A 19472-nucleotide genomic window follows, 5' to 3' on the forward strand; every position below is an offset into this window, starting at 1 on the left:
GGCGGACACGGACGAGGCCCGCCGGACCTCGAGTCGCCCCATTGATGTCATCGAGGGTCCGCTGATGAACGGCATGAACGTCGTTGGGGATCTGTTCGGGGCGGGGAAGATGTTTCTCCCGCAGGTGGTCAAGAGTGCGCGCGTGATGAAGAAATCCGTGGCCTGCCTGTTGCCCTACCTCGAGTCGGAGAAGGACAGTTGCGCCGTACATTCTGCGGGCAAGGTGCTGATGGCGACCGTCAAGGGGGACGTGCACGATATCGGCAAAAATATCGTCGGCGTGGTGCTGCAGTGCAACGGCTACGAGGTGATCGACCTCGGTGTCATGGTGCCGGCGGACAGGATCCTCGAGACCGCCCGTAGCGAAAACTGCGACATCGTCGGGCTGTCCGGCCTGATCACGCCGTCTCTCGACGAAATGGTGAACGTGGCCCGGGAGATGGAGCGACAGGGTTTCAAGATTCCCCTGCTGATTGGGGGTGCCACGACCTCGAGGGTCCATACCGCGGTGAAGATCGCCCCGGGATACTCCGGGTCCGTGGTGTATGTCACCGACGCCTCGCGGGCCGTCGGCGTGACAGGACATCTCCTCGGCGACGAAACCAGGGAAAGCTACGCGGTCGAGGTGAGTGAGGAGTACGCCGATCTGCGCCGCCAGCGCGAACAGGGGAAGACGGTCCGGGCCTACAGTCCCCTGGCGCAGGCCCGCGCGAACAGGCTGCGCACCGACTGGGCGGCCTACACCCCGCCGACACCCGGATTTCTCGGTGTGAGGGTCTTCGACGACTATCCGCTGGAGGAGCTGACCGAACGCATCGACTGGACCCCGTTCTTCATGGCCTGGGAGCTGGCCGGGAAGTATCCACGCATCCTGGAGGATCCGATGGTCGGCGGGGAGGCGCGCCGACTGTTCGACGACGCGCAGGCGATGCTGCGTCGAATCGTCGCTGAGAAGTGGCTGACGGCCCGGGCGGTCATCGGATTCTTTCCGGCCAACAGTATTGGAGTGGACGATATTGAGGTCTACGACGTCGAACAAAACGGGGAGGTGCGTGCGGTACTGCATCATCTCCGGCAACAGATGCAGCGCCGCACCGACAAGCCGAATTATTCGCTGGCGGATTTCGTCGCGCCGGCCGATTCGGGCGTGAAGGACCATATTGGGGCCTTCGCGGTCACGGCCGGGATCGGGATCGACGAACATGTTCGCCGTTTCGAGGCCGACCACGACGACTATCAGGCCATCCTGCTCAAGGCGCTCGCCGACCGGCTGGCGGAGGCCCTGGCCGAACGGATGCACGAGAGGGTGCGCACCGAGTTCTGGGGCTACGTCCCGGAAGAGCAGCTCGGGATCGAGGAACTGATCGCCGAAAGGTATCGCGGTATTCGACCTGCGCCGGGTTACCCGGCCTGCCCGGACCACACGGAAAAGGCAACCCTGTGGGGACTGCTCGGGCCGGACGAGGCCATTGGGCTGGAGATCACCGAGCACTTCGCCATGTTGCCGACCGCGGCGGTTTCCGGCTGGTATTTCTCGCACCCCGAATCACGCTATTTCGGCACGGGCAAGATCCAGAAGGATCAGGTTACGGACTACGCGCACCGTAAGGGGATGACGGTCGAGGAGGCCGAGCGCTGGCTTGCGCCGGTCCTGGCCTATGACACCTGAGGCGATTTCTGTCAAATGACATACCATCCTGCTTGTCTTTGTCGTCCGTCCTCCGCGTTGCGACAACCGTTCCATAGTTCGACTATGCGCCTGTTGTCGCGTCTTGATGACGAACGAAAATCAGGCGCGATCTGGTATGTCATTCTCCGGCAATCGCCTGAGTCACGATCCGGCTAGTCGTATTCCGAATCCTTCCAGTGGCGCAGTGTGCGGAAGGTGTCGCGGCTGTCCCGCATGCGGCGTCCGGCATGCCGCTCCACGGCCTCGACGACGGAGGTCTCGCGCACCCGCAGGAAAGGATTGGCGGCCTTTTCCGTCTCCAGAGGAGACGGCACCGTGTCCTGTCCCCGATCCAGTTGCCGGTGGCATTGGCGTTCCCGGTCGCCGAGGGCAGGATTGTCCGGTTCGACCCACTTCGCGAATCCGATATTGTCCAGGGTGTATTCGTGCGCGCAGTAGGCCAGCGTCTCGGCAGGCAGGTCGGCGATGCGCATCAACGAGTCGTGCAATTGCTCGTGGGTCCCGGAGAAGACCCTGCCGCAACCGATCGAGAACAGGGTGTCCCCGCAGAAAATCACTGGTCTCTCGGCGCTGTCATCGAAATAGGCGATGTGCCCCTCGGTGTGGCCGGGGACGTCCATGACCCGGAATCCAGCCTGGAGACTGGGGATTGAGATACGGTCGCCCTCGCCCAATGGGTGGGTCATGCCCGGGATCGGTTCGTTTCGGGGACCATAAACGGGTATCCCCGGGTAGCGCGCCAGCAGTCGCCGGATGCCACCAACGTGGTCGCCATGGCGATGGGTGATGAGGATGGCGGCCAGATCGAGCCCACCTTCTTCCAGTCCCCGGAGGACTGGCGTGGCGTCGCCCGGGTCGACCACGGCGGCCCGGGTACCGCCGGGATCGCCGAGCCGCCAAATGAAGTTGTCGGAGAAAGCGTGTATTGGGGAGATGTCGTACATGGAATCGGGCCCGGGTGTCGGTGGCGATCTCTCATTCTTGCAGACCTGCCGCCATCGGGAAATGTTCCGATGCAGTGGAAGGCCGGGCCGGGCACGTGAATTGGCGAGGCATGGGTGCCCCGTGCCGCGGCGGACGAGGTTGGGTTTCAGTCAGACCTGTGTTCGAATCCTCGCGCCGAGGCCAACAGCCTGGCTGATTCCTCCCCGCTCAGATACCGCCAGGGCAACGGCAACAGCGCCGGCACCGCGGCACGGTATCGCCGGTATGCCTCCCCGTGGTAGCGCATCAACTTGGCCTCCTCGAGACGCGATCCGAAGATGAAATACAGCGTCGCCAGGACGCAGGTGATCAGCCATGCCTCGGTCATGTCCCGGCTCCAAATAATGATCAGCCCGAGCGAATACCAGGGATGGCGAACGAAGCGGTGCAGCGGGGAGATACGTAAGCGTTCCTGATCCAGTATCGAGTGCTCGGCCGACCGCAACTGCCGCAGACCGAGGAATTCGCTCCCGTCATAGTATCGCAGGGACCAGAAGAATCCGCCGCCCGCCGCCAGTGCGGCGGCGTCCGACAGCCAGGACCAGGGCGGCATCCATTGCCAGAGGGTCGCACCGGGATACCGCCAGATCAGCCACAACGGTGGCAGGATCAGCAGCACGGCAAGCAGGTTGAAGGCGAGACGGTAAGCAGGCATCCAGTCCGGGTGATGTCTGGCGACGGCGTTCTTGACCCGCAGGGAGGCCAGCAGGGAGTGCAGAAGGAAATACGCGAGCCATGCCGCTGCGATCGCCGGCAGGGTGGATGCTTCCGAGAGCGGTATCACGCAAGACCTCCTTGGGTCCTCCAGTTGGCTCCGGAGATTATAACGAGACCCGGGCCCGGGGTCTCTACGCGCCGTCAATACGAATTAACTCGCCGGTTGCAGCCTCGCAGGCCTCCGTTGAGGTCGTTTGCCTTGCCGAGGCGCCAAACTACGTTCTTGGCTCCTGCGTGGCGCGTATGTTGGCGATGACCTGGCTCAAGGCCTCGTCGAAGACGTTGCTGTCGCTGATCGGCCGTGTTCTGCCCGCCAGCAGGTCGTCGAGAAAGGCGTCGAGTTCGATGCTGAGTTCCTCGTGACCGGAGCGATTCTCGAATCTGACGCCATTCTCCAGATTCCGGGTGGTGGCGAGCTTCAGACGCCGCTTTCCCCGGTTGGGTCCCCGGTAGATCTCGAACCACATCCCCGCCTTTACGCTCGAGGGCAGGGACCGGGTCTTCGGTTCCGTCTGCTCCACGCTATCGTCAGCGGCATCCGACGTGGTTGCGGTTCCCGGAATGGTTCGAAGATCTCTAGGTTCCGCGCCCGGTTTCGCTCTGTCCGCCCGAGTGGGAACGTGATCGATGTCCAGGGTCGCGCTGACGAGTCGATAGTGCAGTCCTTTGTACCACCGTTTCACCCACTCCAGCTGTTGCCTCCAGTCCCCGGCGGCCGGTGTAACCGACTCGAGCCGGGCTGCGATGGCCTCGAAGTAGAGATCGATGGGACCGATGAGCGCATTGATCTGGTTCAGCGCCTCTTCCGGCCTTTCGAGGCTTCCCGGGTGTGATGTTGCGAGGATCTGGTGATACACGTACAACGCTTCCTTCCAATCGGCGTTGTACTCTCCGCGTTCCGCCAGCATCCGGACCATGTACGGCGCCCAGACGCCGGTTGCGAATTCTCCCACCCGGCGGGGTGTCTTCCACTGCTCCGCGTCGCGTGTGATCAGGTCGTCCACGGTTTGTTGCGCCTGTTCCACCCGCAGGCTCAGGCCTTCGATTTGCCGCGTCGGGTCCCCGGTGACGTTCTGCGCTATGTCGAAACGTGTCTCCAATGCCCGAAGTCGATTGAGGCCTCTCTGGAAGTCGTGCGGACCGGTTTCGACGCGACTGGTCAGGATATCGACGATCTTCTCGAGTGTCTCCGTAAACGCCTCTTCCCGGTAGGATGCATACACCGCCATGTCCAGCAGGACACTGAGAAACTGGCGTGTCGGATTTTTGGGATCCTTGAACACGTCGAAGTCCATCACGGCGAGCCGGATAACGGGAATCTGGAGTTTTCCCACCATGACACGTAGTCGTTCGCCGATCCGTTCGCTGGTCAAGACCTCCTTGAAGAGTTGGGAGGCGAAGTCGATCACCGGCCCTTCCTTGCGTATCAGGTCGCCGGCGTCGAACGCGCCACCCTCGTAGAGTACCTTGCTGATCCTGGACTTGACATCGTCTGGTCCCGGCTGGTCCGCCTGGTGCTGGATGACGGACAGCGCGTCGGCGATCTGCTGGCGCTGGTAGATGCTCAGCGGGCTTCCCTTGCCGGTAGCGGTTGCCTGAATTACGGTATCGAGCACGTCGTCGTCGCTGATGGCCCTGGGCGACCGTTCGCGTCTCACGCCCGGTGTTTCGAGCAGTGGCAGCGCCCGATCCTGGGATCCCGGTACGGTGGTGGCGAGGCGGGGTTCGGGCTGACGCGCATCCTGGTCGGGCGCCTCGGATTCGTCCGCGGGTCGCCCCGATGTGGCTGGAACCTTGGACGTTCGTTCAGCTTCGGCCGACTCGGGCGCCGCGATACCTGCGAGTTGTCCGGACAGGCGCCGATAGAATCCCGCAAGCCCGGGTTCGAGTTCCTGGGCGTACAGCTCGCAAAGCAACTGCTTTCCACGCTGATCGAGGGACAGAGGGCCGAGCGCGCCCTGAAACGCCCTGATCAGTGCGCCGGGGTGCATCGCCCGTGGACCGGCGGTCCGGTCGACCGCCGACAGTCGCTTCAGTTCACTCTCGATGGCGTCGAGGTCCCTTTCGTGTATCTTCTCCAGTCGTTCGACGAGGGGGCGGTTCGATTGCTCCAGTTCTTCGGACCGGGTATCGATGATAGTGGGCATTTCGAGGTCGCCGGACGAAGGGGCGTCGACCTCGTCTTCCGTGTCGAATCCCGCTCGGAGTTTGTCGCGCGTGGCGGTGGCGATGTCCTTTTGTAGAGAGACCAGGGTGTCCAGGGCATCGAAGCGGAGGTAGACATCCGTGAACGCCGGGTCGCGCCTGAACTCCGGCAGTTTCGCCTTCTTTGCGAGCCGGTCGATCGCCTTGTCCGCGAGCGACGTCGTCGCTGCAACTAATTTTCTTCGAAGCGCTTCCATGACACCGGTTCGTGGCTACGGGAAATGCCCTTGCAGAGATGATTCTAGTTCGCGGCGACCAAGACAATTGAATCTGGCGGTCGGACAACGCAGGGATCCCCGTGGATTTCATGCCGCTTGCTCCGACCGGACTTCCGGTGCCGTTACGGCCAGATTCCCTGGGGGAGGTCGCGATGTCGTCGGGGTTCAGACATCGTCGCTATCCTGCGGTTCAATGCCCGACATCAAGGGCGCGCCACGGCGTCAATCCGACATTTGGTCCGCGCCTTTGTCGTCATTGTCTATTATTGTGTCTATGGTCCGCAGCATTCCCTATCATCAGATCTCGAGCCGATACTCTCGTGCTCGCCACACCAGTCCTGTTCCGGGTCCGGTCAATGCGTGTGCAGATGGTTCGAGACCCCCTTCAGGCTGACAGCATTCTATCGTGCGATACGGGACGCAGGGCAATATACGCGGTTTTGGCGAGATCCGTCGTCGCGTCGCGTGGCTGACGGCAGACCTCGACAAGCTGCTCGGGGTGTCCCTCGTGGCCGTGGTCGTCATCCTGTCGGTCTCAGGTGGACTGCAGCGGCTCGAATGGCGCGGATACGATCTTGGGATGGCGCTTGCGTCCGACGAGGCGCACATCGAATCGATCGTGATCGTGGCGGTGGATGCGGAGAGTCTTGAAAGTCTCGGCTCCTGGCCCGTTTCCCGCCATTCCCTTGCCGAGGTCACGCGTATCATCGAGAAGGGCAATCCCAAGAGCATAGGGTACGCATTCTCCCTGTCCGGATCCCAGAACGCTGAAGCCTTGCAGGTCGTCGACGTGTTACGACGTAAGTACGGGAACGATATGGGCAAGACCGGCAACGCGGTCATGGCGCAGGTTCGAAGAAGCCTGGACACCGATACGTATCTCGCCTCGAGGATGCGGGGTACCGCTGCCACCGTGCTGTCGATGCCGGCCGTCAATACGTCGGACGGTCACGAGAACCCGTTTGAATTGGGTGCCGCCGTCACCAGATTCGGTATCCCCGGGCCGGGAGAGAGTTCCTTTCTCGACATGGCCTGGTTGACCGGCGGGCCCGAACCCGTTGCGGTGCCGGGAGTGAGCCCTCCGCTGGCGACGTTCGCCGAGGCCGCAGCCGCCATCGGCGTCGGTCCCCCCGGCTGGCGCGACATCCCTTCGACGGTCACGCGGGAGTTGCCACTGGCCCTGCGTGTCGGCGATGTCCTCTTTCCCACGTTCTCGCTGCAACTGGCGCTGCGGGCGCTGGATTTGTCCCCCGATGCCCTCAGTGTCGAGCCAGGCAGGGGCGTGCTCGTCAACGGGAGTCCGGTCTCATCGGATCGGGGTTACCGGATCATGCCCTTTTTCTACCAGGGCCGTGACGGGGAATCGCCGTTCAAGGTGGCTTCGTTTCTCGACGTTCGTAAGGGGCAGGTGTCGCCGGAAGTTTTCGCCGGCAGGACGGTCGTCATCGGCTTGACCGAGGGTGCGTTCGTGCCCCGGATCGGGACGCCCGGCGGTCAGGTGCTGACACCGGTCGAAATCGTTGCCAATATCGTGACCACGATCGTCAACAACGATCAGATCGTCCGTCCCGCGTGGATGCCGTTGGCGCTGCTGCTGACTTATTTCCTGGTCGCGGCATTTCTGGCGATGATCCTTCCCCGCCTGGGGTTGGCTACGGGACTCCTGGCCACGGTGTTCCTGGCCTTGGTGGTACTCAACACGCAGTTGCTGCTCATGGTGGTCAATCATATCTGGATCCCGTTGATGGCGCCGCTGCTGGCGATTCTTGGGGGCTACGCCCTGATGACGGCAGCCAGGTTCCTGCGTGGGCGGTCACGGGCTGACTCGTCCGAGCTCTCGGAGGCGAATTTCCTGCTGGCGCAGGCGCTGGAAGCAAAGGGGCAGCTCGAGGATGCGTTCGCCAGGTACCAGAAGTGCGAACCGGACGAAGCCGTGCTGGATCGCATCTATCATCTGGGGCTGGACTATGAGAGGAAGCGACAATTCGGACGCGCCAGCGAGGTATTCGGCTACATCGGACAGCACAGGTCCGGGTACAAGGACATCAAGGAGAGGATCGCGCGCAACGACCGTCGTCAGAACAGCATTACCCCGGCTGGAGTGACTGGAAAAGGCGTCGGTGCCGCCCTGATCATCGGTTCGGACGGCATGCAGAAACCGATGCTCGGGCGATACCGCATCGACAGGGAACTGGGCAAGGGGGAGATGGGGGTTGTGTACATGGGGCACGATCCCAAGATCGGACGCAAGGTCGCAATCAAGACGATGGCACTGTCCAACGAATTCGATGGACAGGTGTTGAATGATGTCCAGGACCGTTTCCTGCGCGAGGCTTCCACTGCGGGCCGGTTGAATCACCCAAACATCGTGACCATCTACGACGTGGGTGAGGACCAGGGACTGTCCTATATCGCGATGGACTTTCTCGACGGCGTGCCGGTATCGGAATACACCAAACCGGACGTCCTTCTGCCCCTGCAAACGGTGCTCAAGATCGGTATCCAGGTAGCGTCGGCACTGGAAGCGGCGCACCGGGAGAACATCGTCCACCGGGACATCAAACCGGCGAACATCCTCTACGACAAGAAGACCGGTGTGGCTTCGGTGACGGACTTTGGCGTCGCTTGCATAACGGATACCAGCAAGACGAAGACCGGGGTGATTCTGGGCACGCCAGCCTTCATGTCGCCCGAGCAGCTCACGGGACGCAAGGTTGACGGTCGATCCGATATCTTTTCCCTGGGGGTTACCCTGTTTCAACTGCTTACGGGACAACTGCCCTGGGCGGCGGATTCCATATCGACCCTGATGTACCGCATCGCAAATGAACCGCATGGAGATGTGAGGAAGTTCCGGTCGGGGTTGCCGGAATGTGTCAGTGTTATTATGAATAAGGCGTTGCAGAAGGGTCCCGACGCCAGATACGAGCGCGCGGGCCTGATGGGCAGCGCGTTGCGCCGCTGTCTGCAGGGCGTGGAGAAGGGCTCCCGGGCGGCTTCGCGCAAGCCCCCGGCCAGGGAAATCGTATTGGGATAGACGAATTCAAGAGAGATGAATGAGAACGGGATACAAGGCGACCCGATGAGTTTTTGTGTGCGCTGCATCTGGTTGATCGTCATCGGTCTGACGATTCCCCTGGCAACCATCCCGGCCATTGCCTCGGAACATTCCCTGCAGCCGAACCTCGTGGTGGTCAAGAAGTCAGAGCGCAAGCTCTACCTGATGAACGGCGATAAGATACTGAAACGCTACGATGTCTCCCTGGGACGAATCCCTCTCGGTCCCAAGGTCAGGGAAGGAGATATGCGTACCCCGGAGGGTAGTTATACCCTCGACTGGAAACACCCCAACAGCAAGTTCTACCGGGCTTACCATATCTCGTATCCAAACGCGGAAGATCGGAATCAGGCACGCAAGCGGGGGTTTTCTCCCGGCGGTAACATCATGCTGCACGGCCTTCCCAACACGATTGGCTCCCTGGTCTATCGCGTCAAGGGGCGCGACTGGACCGAGGGATGCATCGCGGTCAGCAACGAAGTGATGGACGAGATCTGGGAAACGGTTGCCGTCAATACGCGCATCGATATCCTGCCTTGACCCGCAAGCGCGCATAGCGCAGGTGTTACACCGTTCCGGCCGACCTGAGTCGTAGCCGCCCGGTTTCCCTAGATTCAATATCGGTACTCGCAGGGACCGTCGGTACCGAAATTTGCACTGCATGCTCGCATTCTGATTGAATAGGCCCCCTTACTTGGACCCGTGGCCCACCGGCATGGCAGATAGGAAAAGCTCATTCGATCGAGACGAATTACTCAGCTGTGGTCGAGGCGAGATGTTCGGGCCTGGCAACGCGCAACTCCCGGTTCCGAACATGCTGATGTTCGACCGGATTTCGCATATTTCGGAACAGGGCGGTTCATTCGGTAGGGGCGAGATCATCGCCGAACTGGATGTCAACCCGGGGCTCTGGTTTTTCGAATGCCATTTTCCCGGCGATCCGGTTATGCCCGGGTGTCTGGGACTCGACGCAATGTGGCAGCTAGTGGGGTTTTTTCCCGCGTGGCTTGGGAACAAGGGTCGCGGCCGGGCCCTGGGTGTCAAGGCAGTGAAGTTCTCCGGGCAGGTTCTCCCCAGCGCGGAGCGGGTCGTCTATCACATACACATGAAGCGTGTAATACGGCGGAGTCTGGTAATGAGCATCGCCGACGGCAACATGTCGGTCGACGGGCGGGAGATCTACGCCGCGACGGATCTGCGAGTTGGCCTGTTCATGTCAACGGCCGAGTTCTAGCTGTCTCGTCTTCTGTCGGAACGCAGCGCGACGCGGCACCATCGACACTTCGCCAACGGGTCGGTCCGGACGCCGGTCGATCGCGAGCAGCCCGATTCCCACGAAGACGATTGTTGGTGCAATGAATCGACGGTCACGATGACCGCATAGCGAGGACCTATGGACATTCCCGGTCAGGAAAAACCACTCAGGGACGCTATTACCGGCCTGGATGCCGGTGAGACCAGGGCGCAGCTCGAGAATGAATTGATACAGCATCGCCAACACCTGAGGGAGCTGCCGCAGGACTGCGCGCCACAGGATCGCGCTCGGGTAGAGCTGGACATTGCCGGTGCATTGCTCGGGCTGGGGAAGCAGGTCGAAGCGAGGGACCTGGCGCGTGGGGCGTTCGATGTACTGGTAGCCGCCGAAGTCTGGTCCGATGCGGTTCAGGCTTGCGATCTCATCTACGGCTGCGAACAAGAGGATGCCATCGTTGCGCTGGGCAACGGCGTATGGCTGGCGGTGACGTACCCGGTACCGCCTGAACTCACCGTAAACCTGTTACACCATATCGTCGATGAAACCCCGGATGATTCCGACGGTGGGGCCGTGGCGGCGGTCGCTGCCCACTATATCGCCGACATGCGCGCGAAAGGCAGGCAACACGAAAACCTCACCTTTCTCACCAGCCAGATCGTTGCCAAGGTCGCCAAACGTCACCGCGGCATCGAAGATGAGGATTCGATCCGGATGTGGATCGAGATTCATGAACTCAACGATCCCGGGGAACTGCTGTCGAAGCTCGCCACGGTGCTGGATGCGATGGTAGCAGGTGAATGGTGGATCGATCGGGATGCCCTTCGTGCTCGGCTGCCGGTGCAATGAGGGTCACCGCGGGCATGCGGGACGCGGTTGAGCGGACTACAGGCTTGACCTGATTGTCGGTCGGGTCTCGGCCGGGGTGGCGGGTGCACCGGGCAAACCGGGCAATGCCGAGCGACCGGGCGGCGGTGTTTCATCGCCGCCCGGTTGTCCGGTTCGAGAACTTGGCATACGCGTTCCCTAAGGCGATTGCCGGAGAATGGCGTACCAGATTGCGCCGGATTTTCGTTCGTCATCAAGGCGCGACATCAGGCGCATAGTCTAACTATGTCACTGTTGTCGCAACACAGAGGACGGACGACAGGACAAGCAGGATGGTATGTCATTTGACAGAAATCGCCTAACCTCGTTCAGGGTTGACGGTTTTCCGGCGCGCTCCCGTAGCCAGGTACCGAATAGGGGCGTGGTGCCCATCCCGGATTGTAGTAGGGGTACGGGCTAGGGCGTGCTGGTGGGCGGCGCCTTTCCGACAACATGCGCGCGCGCGCCTCGAGCATTTCCTGTCGACGGGCCTGGCGAGGATCCACAGGCCTCGTCGCGCGCTCTTCGGCCTCTGCCGCCGGTTCGCCCGCGGCGCCCTCCCCCTGCGATGCCGTTGGCTGCAGGTCATCCGTTGTCACTACAGCCTGAGGTTCCTGGGACGGCTCCGTAACGGCCGGTGTGTCGGGGATCTGCGGCTGCCCGCCGGCGACCGGTTGGGGTTCGGGCACTGCGGGCCGGTCCGCAGAAATCGGTGGGGTCGCCTCGTCCGATTGCGTGCCGTCGCCCGGGGCCACATCGGCCGTGACTTGTTGCGGTTCGGTATCTGGTGGCGCCGGCGCGTCGCCCAGGGATACGGGGGCCGGCTGCCTGACCTCGGTCATTGCCGGTTCAACCGTCGGCGCGGATGGCACGACTTCTTCCACCTCCACTTCTTCCACCTCCAACCACGTTTTCCCGGCGATGACAGGTTGAGGGTCTGTGGTAGAGGTGGCCGGTCGAGCCGCCTCGCTGCCCTTCGGTGCCCGTGCGGATTGTGGTTGTTCGTACAGGTAGGCTGCCACTGCGATGGCCGAGGCGAGGATGACCCAGGGCAGCAGACCTGCCTTGGTGCTGACGGGTTTTGCCGTTGCGACTTTCCTCGGCGTGTGCGTGGTTGCCTGCGCTGGTGCGACGGTATTTCCCGAAGTCGTACTGGCGGCAGCGGCACCTGCAGCCGGTGAGGCCTTCTTGACGGTCTTCTTGCGGGGTGCCGCTTTCTTTTTTACAGCGGATTTCTTTTTCGGTGCCGATTTCTTCTCGGGCGCCGATTCGGCTTCCTCAGGCGCAGAGGTCTTCATGGGTTCCTGCCCGGCACCGGATTTCTCGCCTGGCGTCGGCGTATCGGGCTTGTCCTCGGCCTTCGTCGCGTCCGTGGTATCTTTTTCGGCCATAATGTCTAGTCTCACGCGTATAGGGTTGATGTGATGAATAGCGCCCGCGACGTTTCAGGGCTTGCTCGGGGATCCTGGCTGGATGCACCAGCGTCGTTGTGTCTCAACGCGATGTTCATGTGCGAGGCGACAGTGCGCGCCGAGGAAGGACCAGGCGCGGGATTCGGGCACCGTATTCGCGAAACTGGACTTGAATCCGAGCGGCCCATGGGCGCAAGACCGGCTTATTCTAGTGTTTTCCAGCGCGGTTAGGATATCCCATTCCGGCAGGGTTGGCTAACCCTACCCTGCGCGGAGCCAGGTTTCGGATCCAGGCCCCTTTCCTGTCTGCGGTGCGATCGATACAATGCCGCTCGTCACGACCGGCGTCCGCTACCACTCGCGAAGCTCGCACCTCCAGAGCCCGGCATCCTCAGATCTATGGCGAAGTTGACGATCCTGATTACACTATTCGCGCTGGCGGCGAGTACGCTCGGGGCGGAATCCGTGAGATGCATCACCGATGAGGCAGAGATCCCCGCCGGCAAGGGAAAGGGGACCAAGGTTCTTGCGGGAGCGGCGGTTGCGCTAGGGAGTCTGTTGCTGGGCCTGGACATTCCACGTATACCCTGGCGCAGGAGAAAAGGATGGAGCGAGTGCTGATGCGGTGTTCGGTGTCACGCCAGACAAGGATGGGCAGGTGACTGCTAGAATCATTGACGGCAAGGCGATCGCGGATTCAGTCCTTGGCGAGGTCAGGGAACGTGTTCTGGCGCTGGGGTCGAGGGGAACCGAGCCTACGCTGGCCGCCGTGCTGGTCGGGGACGATCCCGCCTCCATGGCCTACGTGAAGAACAAGCGCAGGGCCTGTGAGGCGGTGGGGATCCGCTCGGTGCTCCACCGCCTTTCCGTGGACATACCCGAGTCGGGGCTGTTGGAACTCATCGCGGAACTCAATCACGACCGTTCCATCCATGGAATCCTGGTTCAGTTGCCACTACCGGATCAGATCGATTCGCATCGTGTCATCGAACGGATAGATCCCGACAAGGACGTGGACGGTTTCCACCCGGTCAACATCGGACGGCTGGTGATCGGGCTGGACTCCTTCAGGTCCTGCACACCGGCCGGGATTGTCGAACTGCTCGTGCGCTCGGGCGTCCAGATCGAGGGACAGCACGTCGTGGTCCTCGGCAGAAGCAATATCGTCGGCAAACCGCTGATGAATCTCCTGGTCCGGAAGGACCGTGGTGCGAACGCGACGGTGACGGTTTGCCACAGCGGCACTCGCGACCTCGCGGCATATTCACGGCAGGCGGATATCCTGATTGCAGCGGTAGGGCGAGCCGGATTCGTGACCGCTGACATGGTCAAGCCAGGCGTGGTGGTGATCGACGTAGGTATCAATCGTGTCGATGACACCGCCGCCAGGCGCGGCTATCGGCTGGTCGGCGACGTGGACTTCGACTCCGTGAGTCGCGTCGCCAGCGCCATTTCGCCGGTTCCGGGTGGCGTCGGTCCGATGACCGTCGCGATGCTGATGTGGAATACGGTGAAGGCGGCTCAACGGACTGGGACATGACACGTCGGCGGGGTGCATCCGTAGGACCCTCCATGCCTCAGGAGTATGGCCACGCATCGGTCGAGGATGTCGAAGCCTCATTCCCGGGACGTATCTGCGACCGGAAATGGTCGGCCGGGTTGGTTGGGCGGGACCGGGCGGCCACCCCGGCAACGCGGTAGAATCCCTTCACCCTGTGATTCGCCGCTCACATTTTTCCCTTCCCGCTTTTGGGTTACGCGCAAAGCCGTTAGACTTGTGCGCTCTAACAGGTTACAGGTACACGTAGAATGTTTGGATCGACAATCAGCACTTTAACGCGGCTGCTGGCCGGGGTTTTTCTCGTATGGGCACTCAGCGCCTGCGAGACCGTGCCGACGGGTGACTCGGGCAGCTCGACGCCGTCGATGGGTGCCGTGACCACGGGAGCGGCCGCCAGTGCGGGGAGTTCCGGCGCTTCCACAAAGCAGCAGCCTGCAACGACCGCCGAGGTCTATGAGGGATATCGTATCGGTGCGGAAGATCTCCTGTTCATCTCCGTGTGGAAGGAGGAGGAACTGCAGCGTGAGGTGACGGTGCGGCCCGATGGCGGCATCTCGTTTCCCCTGGCAGGAAATCTGCAGGTGGCGGGTAAGACGGTGCCCGAAGTAGAGGCGGAGATCACCCGCAGGATCAGGCGCTATATTCCCGAGGCGGTGGTGACGGTTTCGGTCAAGACCATTTCGGGATACTCGGTCTTCGTGATCGGAAAGGTCGAGAATCCGGGCCAGTTTACCCTCGGTCGCTACGTGGACGTCATTCAAGCCCTCACCCTTGCCGGCGGGGTCACCCCCTTCGCCAACGAGGACAACATCAATATCCTGCGCCGGGCCGGTGGCAAGGAGATTGTCTTCAAGTTTGACTACTCCGATGTCAAGAAGGGAAGGAAACTGCAGCAGAACATCACGCTGCAAAGCGGTGACGTCGTCGTCGTTCCCTGACGCCCGGCATCACAAGATTGCGATCCATGTCGAATTCGAGCCGGGCCTCGGTGCCCGGCACCTCCAGCTCCGCCGACCCGACTCCCTAACTCTCGCCGTAAACGGGTATCGAAGCGCCCGAGACCGCGCGGGATTGTTCCGACGCGAGAAACAGGATCACATTGGCGAGTTCCTCGGGACTGACCCATCGGGCAAAATCGGCGTCCGGCATCGCATTGCGGTTCTGTGGGGTGTCGATGGTCCCTGGCAGGACACAGTTGACCTTGATGTTGTCATGCCTGTGTTCGACCGCCAGGCATTCGGTGAGCGTGATGACGCTGCCCTTCGATGCGCAATAGGGCGCCATCCCGGATTTTACCGACCTGGCCGCCCTGGCCGACACGCTGACGATCTTGCCTCCCCCCTGAGCCAGCATTTGGGGTATGACGGCACGAGAGGTGAGGAACATGGTTCGTGCGTTGAGGTTCATCATGAAGTCCCAGTCGATCAACGGCGTCTCGTGCAGTGGCGGTCCCATGGTGAATCCACCGGCGATATTTGCCAGAACATCGATACGACCGAAAGTTGCCATGGCCTGCTGCGTCATCCCCGACACACCTTGCTCGCTGGTCAGATCGGCGGGTATGAGCAGACGCCGATCGCGTGACGCTTCCAGTTCACTGTAAACCTGCCCGAGGCGGTCGGCAGACAGGTCGACCAGGACAAGGTTGGCGCCTTCTGCCAGGAAACGGCTCGCGACGGCCTTACCCAGGTTGCCGGCGGCGCCAGTGATCATGACGGTTTTCTCTGAAAATTCAGGCATTTGATCTTGCTCCAAAACTAGGCCAGCGATTGAACCGGGCGCGCGAATTTCTTTGTGATGAGGTTCGGGTTATCCTCGTGCCGACCTGGACCGATGCCCGCGGGCGGGACGATACATGGATTTCGATTCAATCAGACGAAGGTGTGTGAGATAAACCCGGGTTTTTCGGGGACGGTAATACGGCGTTTGGAGCCATGCCGGCGTGCGGCTCCGGAATCATGACGACCTGGATCATCGAGAACATGCTATGGGTCGGGATTGGATTCGCTGCCGTCCTTGTCGCGATCAAGATTGCCGTTTTCAAGGTTCTTGCCAGGATGACCCGTGATCATCACGACGGGAACGCAAAACCATAGGTCGTGGACGGTTCATTCCGGGTCTATTTGCCAGGCCGTAGAGCGTCGACGGATGCCCGGGTTTGTCCTATCGCTTCCTCCACGATACCCTTCAGCAGCTCCTCGATCGGCTGATAGGCTTCGTTGTCCGGCGGGGGCGACCGGAAGGCGAGGTAGGTGGTTTCCGGTTCCCCGGCAAGCGTATAGACTGCGATGGCATAGGGGCACAGCACGATGTTGTGCGGGTTCGCACCGACGAGCCGGTGAGACAGGTCAGCCTTGCAGAACAGCAGTATCTCGGCATCGCCGTAGACTGACCGGGATCCCTCTACTGCATCGGCGGTGCGAGACAGCATATCCTGGGGGTGAGAGACGTAGCTGATAACCAGGCCCCTTCCCTCGATGGCCGAGACCAGGTCCTCTTTGGCGAACTCAAAGCTGCTGTCGGCGCTGTATATCCAAGCTGCCCCGACCTTTTCCGGGTTTGCCCCGGCGCACAGGCCAGGCAGAATCAGTAGCGCCAGTGTCAGGGCGATGGATCGTGTTGGCATCTGTACTGTCACTTTGTCGACGGTGAATCCGCCTGCCCCGATCGGCATCGCATGCCGGGGTCGGGTGCTCAACTCGCGATCTTCTCTTCGTCTGGCAGGGTGACGTTCAGTTCCAGCACTTCGTAGCCACCTTCCTGCTCGACATGCAGATCCAGCTGATTTTCAGAGACGGGTATGTATTTCTTTATCACCGCCAGAATGTCTCGACGCAGTGCGGGGAGAAAGTCAGGTCCGCGCGTCGCTTGCCGTTCATGTGCAATGATGACCTGAAGGCGATCCTTTGCCGTACTGGCGGAATCGGTATTTCGCGTACTCTTAAAATAATCCAGCAGTCTCATATCGTGTCACCCGAACAGTCTTCTCAGTAGTGGCTTTTTCTCGACGCGCATGAAGCGATGAGGCAGGTCCTCACCCAGGAACCTCGAAACGATGTCTTGATATGCCTGACCCGCCGGGCTGAGCTCATCCAGGATGATGGGGACCCCCGAGTTTGAGGACTGTAGTACGCTCTTCGATTCCGGCACCACGCCGAGTAGCGGAACGGCGAGAATCTCCAGGATATCGTCCACCGAAAGCATGTCCCCGTTGTCGACACGTTGCGGGTCGTACCGGGTCAGGATCAGGTGCTCCTTGACCGGTTCACCACCATTCTCGGCCCGCCTGGAGCGGCTTTGCAGGATACCGAGAATCCGGTCGGAGTCGCGTACGGAAGAGACCTCGGGGTTCGAGACGACAAATGCCTCGTCCGCGAAGTACAGCGCCATCAACGCGCCGTGCTCGATCCCTGCGGGTGAGTCGCAGACGATGTAGTCGAATCCCTGTTCCTGCAGGTCGTTCAGCACGGATTCCACACCTTCGTGGGTCAGCGCTTCCTTGTCGCGTGTCTGTGAGGCCGGGAGTATGTACAGGTTATCGGTGCGCTTGTCCTTGATGAGCGCCTGACTCAACCGGGCCTCGTCCTTGATGATGTTGACGAAGTCGTAGACCACCCGGCGTTCGCAGCCGAGAATCAGGTCGAGATTTCGCAGCCCGACGTCGAAATCGATGACCGCGGTCATATGGCCTTTCTGTGCCAGGCCAGTCGCTATCGCCGCGGCGGTAGTCGTCTTTCCCACACCCCCCTTGCCGGAGGTGACAACGATGATTTTGCTCAAGGTCAGTTCTCCTTATAACAGATAGATTCGCCCGATTGCATGAACGAACCGCGCGCGGAACGCAACGCGAATTGCGCTCCGCGGCCTCGCGAGGCAGAAGCCGGGGGTCACCGAGAGCCGGGGTTGGAAAACCTTTTCTGGAATCGAAATGCCCCCCCTTGGTATGACAGCCGGCGACACGGATCGAACGTTTCCACGATCCCTTGTAAACAGGACCAACGCGTCCGTGCATTGACCGTACAGGCCACACCTCTCGAACGTGGGACAGCGGTTCCTACGAGTTCCGCGCGTGCGTAGTCCAGGCGGCCCGCGCAACGATTCACGGATTGTGCATGCGTCAGGTTCGGGAGAGTCTCAGTTATTAGTTTTTCCGGGACGGGTCGTCAGCCGTATCGCGATTATGCTACAGGATTTTCCGATTGGCTATGGGGTTTATTCCGTTGATTTGTACATTGACACGCGTGGGGTTCGGGGCGTCAGTCCGATCTGTCGCGGGGGATGCCGGGGGGGTAGACCGGATGGTTTCTGCGGCTCACAGGCGCGGTGCGGGCCATCGGTCGCCCAGCGCAACATCGAGTTCGGACGTCGGGAAGGGTTTGCCGAGAAAGCTCTGGATACCACACCGTGCGACACGGCGGGCCAGCCCGTTTTCCGTGCTGCCGCTCATCAGAATGAGCCTGATCCGCGGATCCGCAGCTCGCAGTTCCAGTGCGAGTTCCAGGCCCGAGCCGTCAGGCAGCCGGTAGTCAAGGAGGGCGGCATCGAACGCGCCCGGCTTGAACAGCTGTCTGGCCCGGGTGTAACAGTCGGCCCGGGTCACCTCGTATCCGCGATCCACCAGGTGCAGGGCCAGCATGGCGGTCAGTGAAGCGTCATCGTCGACGATCAGCAGGCGCCCGCCCTCGCGAGTCGTTCCCATATCGGCCGTGCCGCGTCTCGCCCGGGTGCTGCCCACGGTCGATTCGTCAACTGCGGAATGCATTGACGTCAATGTGTTCACCGGGCTCTTCAATGGTCAGGATCTGACGCATCTTCTCGCGCGCCCGGAACAACCTTGTGGTCGCCGCGCTGGTCGAAATTCCCACGATGTCGGCGATCTCCACGAGGCTGAATCCACCGAGCACCTGCAGCAGCAGCGGCTCGCGATACTTCTCGGGCAATTCCCGCAGGCCCTGACGCAGCGCGAAGGCCTCGGGACGCGTGTCGTGGTCCATCGCCGCGGCGACATTGTCGGGGGAGGCCTCGGGATCGATATCCACCCTGGCGCGTTCGAAGAGCCGGGCGAACTCACGGCGCACGATCGTGGTGAGCCAGCTTCTGGCCGTTTCAGGGCCTTTCAATTGGTCCAGGTGCCGCCATGCCCTGAGGAAGGTCTCCTGGACCAGATCGTCGGCCAGGGCACGGTTCTGGCACTTCCAGTAAGCGTAGCGGTAGAGGTAGGAAGCGTGCAGTTCGACCAGCGAGTTAAAGCGATCGGTGCGTGAATCGGTCCCGCGCTCCGGTGTCGATACGGCGTTGTTCCGGGTGGATTGAATGGCCAGCATGAGGTTCTCCTTCTGCGAAAAGTGGTGCTTGCCAATCTGGTAATACACGGAACGTGCCAGGGCTATGTTTTTCGATAAAACAATGCGTTATAGATATCAGTTTCAGTGGGAGTCAGTACGGATCGTTAACCCGTATGACTGAATCGTAACGAATCGTTGCAATTCCGGGGCGTGATACACCGGT

General features: G+C 61.3%; 18 protein-coding genes. 8 read left to right on the plus strand and 10 right to left on the minus strand.

The features are described from left to right. The coding region (locus tag LJE91_15920; protein ID MCG6870156.1) for a cobalamin-dependent protein at positions 1-1669 on the plus strand (1669 nt) is incomplete at its 5' end. Between the two features lie 173 nt (positions 1670-1842). Here the strand turns inward: LJE91_15920 and gloB are convergent. The 3 genes from gloB to LJE91_15935 form a co-directional block, all read right to left on the minus strand. Next, on the minus strand, positions 1843-2634 hold the full coding sequence (gene gloB, locus LJE91_15925; protein ID MCG6870157.1) for a hydroxyacylglutathione hydrolase: 792 nt from the start codon (positions 2632-2634) through the stop codon (positions 1843-1845). Between the two features lie 146 nt (positions 2635-2780). Next, complete coding sequence (locus LJE91_15930; protein ID MCG6870158.1) at positions 2781-3458, minus strand: hypothetical protein; 678 nt, start codon at positions 3456-3458, stop codon at positions 2781-2783. 148 nt (positions 3459-3606) lie between these two features. After that, positions 3607-5793, minus strand: coding sequence for a DUF1631 domain-containing protein (locus tag LJE91_15935; GenBank protein ID MCG6870159.1), 2187 nt, complete (start codon positions 5791-5793; stop codon positions 3607-3609). 427 nt (positions 5794-6220) lie between these two features. On the opposite strand from LJE91_15935, the gene LJE91_15940 reads away from it, so the two are divergent. From LJE91_15940 to LJE91_15955, 4 genes are all read left to right on the plus strand, one after another. Further along, positions 6221-8851 (plus strand): serine/threonine-protein kinase, encoded by a 2631-nt coding sequence (locus LJE91_15940; GenBank protein MCG6870160.1) that lies wholly within the window; start codon positions 6221-6223, stop codon positions 8849-8851. Between the two features lie 15 nt (positions 8852-8866). Continuing rightward, on the plus strand, positions 8867-9412 hold the full coding sequence (locus LJE91_15945; GenBank protein ID MCG6870161.1) for a L,D-transpeptidase family protein: 546 nt from the start codon (positions 8867-8869) through the stop codon (positions 9410-9412). Between the two features lie 175 nt (positions 9413-9587). Continuing rightward, the gene (fabA, locus tag LJE91_15950; protein ID MCG6870162.1) at positions 9588-10106 is read left to right on the plus strand and encodes a 3-hydroxyacyl-[acyl-carrier-protein] dehydratase FabA; all 519 of its coding nucleotides are present in this window, start codon (positions 9588-9590) and stop codon (positions 10104-10106) included. Positions 10107-10265: 159 nt separating this feature from the next. Then, entirely contained in the window at positions 10266-10973 is a 708-nt protein-coding gene (locus LJE91_15955) for a hypothetical protein (protein ID MCG6870163.1), read from the plus strand. A 347-nt stretch (positions 10974-11320) separates the two neighbouring features. Here LJE91_15955 and LJE91_15960 read toward each other — a convergent pair whose 3' ends face one another. Further along, positions 11321-12382 (minus strand): hypothetical protein, encoded by a 1062-nt coding sequence (locus LJE91_15960; protein MCG6870164.1) that lies wholly within the window; start codon positions 12380-12382, stop codon positions 11321-11323. Between the two features lie 420 nt (positions 12383-12802). Here LJE91_15960 and LJE91_15965 point away from each other — a divergent pair, with 420 nt between their 5' ends. From LJE91_15965 to LJE91_15975, 3 genes are all read left to right on the plus strand, one after another. Continuing rightward, on the plus strand, positions 12803-13024 hold the full coding sequence (locus LJE91_15965) for a hypothetical protein (protein ID MCG6870165.1): 222 nt from the start codon (positions 12803-12805) through the stop codon (positions 13022-13024). A gap of 37 nt (positions 13025-13061) precedes the next feature. Continuing rightward, entirely contained in the window at positions 13062-13943 is an 882-nt protein-coding gene (gene folD, locus LJE91_15970) for a bifunctional methylenetetrahydrofolate dehydrogenase/methenyltetrahydrofolate cyclohydrolase FolD (GenBank protein ID MCG6870166.1), read from the plus strand. A 269-nt stretch (positions 13944-14212) separates the two neighbouring features. Continuing rightward, positions 14213-14902: a polysaccharide export protein gene (locus LJE91_15975; protein MCG6870167.1), complete on the plus strand. Its 690-nt coding sequence runs from the start codon at positions 14213-14215 to the stop codon at positions 14900-14902. Between the two features lie 85 nt (positions 14903-14987). Here the strand turns inward: LJE91_15975 and LJE91_15980 are convergent, their stop codons facing one another. From LJE91_15980 to LJE91_16005, 6 genes are all read right to left on the minus strand, one after another. Further along, positions 14988-15704 (minus strand): SDR family oxidoreductase, encoded by a 717-nt coding sequence (locus LJE91_15980; GenBank protein MCG6870168.1) that lies wholly within the window; start codon positions 15702-15704, stop codon positions 14988-14990. A 379-nt stretch (positions 15705-16083) separates the two neighbouring features. Then, positions 16084-16590 carry a DUF302 domain-containing protein gene (locus LJE91_15985; GenBank protein MCG6870169.1) on the minus strand — a complete coding sequence of 169 codons (507 nt, stop codon included), beginning with the start codon at positions 16588-16590 and terminating at the stop codon, positions 16084-16086. Positions 16591-16658: 68 nt separating this feature from the next. Beyond that, a complete protein-coding gene (minE, locus tag LJE91_15990) occupies positions 16659-16928 on the minus strand; it encodes a cell division topological specificity factor MinE (GenBank protein MCG6870170.1) in 270 nt (89 codons plus the stop codon). A gap of 6 nt (positions 16929-16934) precedes the next feature. Beyond that, a complete protein-coding gene (minD, locus tag LJE91_15995; GenBank protein MCG6870171.1) occupies positions 16935-17744 on the minus strand; it encodes a septum site-determining protein MinD in 810 nt (269 codons plus the stop codon). 532 nt (positions 17745-18276) lie between these two features. Then, the gene (locus tag LJE91_16000) at positions 18277-18726 is read right to left on the minus strand and encodes a response regulator (GenBank protein ID MCG6870172.1); all 450 of its coding nucleotides are present in this window, start codon (positions 18724-18726) and stop codon (positions 18277-18279) included. Continuing rightward, complete coding sequence (locus LJE91_16005; protein MCG6870173.1) at positions 18710-19288, minus strand: sigma-70 family RNA polymerase sigma factor; 579 nt, start codon at positions 19286-19288, stop codon at positions 18710-18712. Before LJE91_16005 ends, LJE91_16000 begins: the two co-directional genes overlap by 17 nt. Between the last annotated feature and the right edge of the window lie 184 nt (positions 19289-19472).

This window comes from Gammaproteobacteria bacterium, from assembly GCA_022340215.1.
Classification (GTDB): Bacteria; Pseudomonadota; Gammaproteobacteria; order JAJDOJ01; family JAJDOJ01; genus JAJDOJ01.

Excerpts from the sequence above, each read along its gene's own strand:
- gloB (MCG6870157.1), bottom strand. The coding sequence starts at position 2,634 with ATGTACGACATCTCCCCAATACACGCTTTCTCCGACAACTTCATTTGG.
- LJE91_15935 (MCG6870159.1), bottom strand. The coding sequence starts at position 5,793 with ATGGAAGCGCTTCGAAGAAAATTAGTTGCAGCGACGACGTCGCTCGCG.
- LJE91_15945 (MCG6870161.1), top strand. The coding sequence starts at position 8,867 with ATGAATGAGAACGGGATACAAGGCGACCCGATGAGTTTTTGTGTGCGC.
- fabA (MCG6870162.1), top strand. The coding sequence starts at position 9,588 with ATGGCAGATAGGAAAAGCTCATTCGATCGAGACGAATTACTCAGCTGT.
- LJE91_15955 (MCG6870163.1), top strand. The coding sequence starts at position 10,266 with ATGGACATTCCCGGTCAGGAAAAACCACTCAGGGACGCTATTACCGGC.
- LJE91_15960 (MCG6870164.1), bottom strand. The coding sequence starts at position 12,382 with ATGGCCGAAAAAGATACCACGGACGCGACGAAGGCCGAGGACAAGCCC.
- LJE91_15965 (MCG6870165.1), top strand. The coding sequence starts at position 12,803 with ATGGCGAAGTTGACGATCCTGATTACACTATTCGCGCTGGCGGCGAGT.
- LJE91_15975 (MCG6870167.1), top strand. The coding sequence starts at position 14,213 with ATGTTTGGATCGACAATCAGCACTTTAACGCGGCTGCTGGCCGGGGTT.
- LJE91_15980 (MCG6870168.1), bottom strand. The coding sequence starts at position 15,704 with ATGCCTGAATTTTCAGAGAAAACCGTCATGATCACTGGCGCCGCCGGC.
- LJE91_15985 (MCG6870169.1), bottom strand. The coding sequence starts at position 16,590 with ATGCCAACACGATCCATCGCCCTGACACTGGCGCTACTGATTCTGCCT.
- minE (MCG6870170.1), bottom strand. The coding sequence starts at position 16,928 with ATGAGACTGCTGGATTATTTTAAGAGTACGCGAAATACCGATTCCGCC.
- LJE91_16000 (MCG6870172.1), bottom strand. The coding sequence starts at position 18,726 with ATGCATTCCGCAGTTGACGAATCGACCGTGGGCAGCACCCGGGCGAGA.
- LJE91_16005 (MCG6870173.1), bottom strand. The coding sequence starts at position 19,288 with ATGCTGGCCATTCAATCCACCCGGAACAACGCCGTATCGACACCGGAG.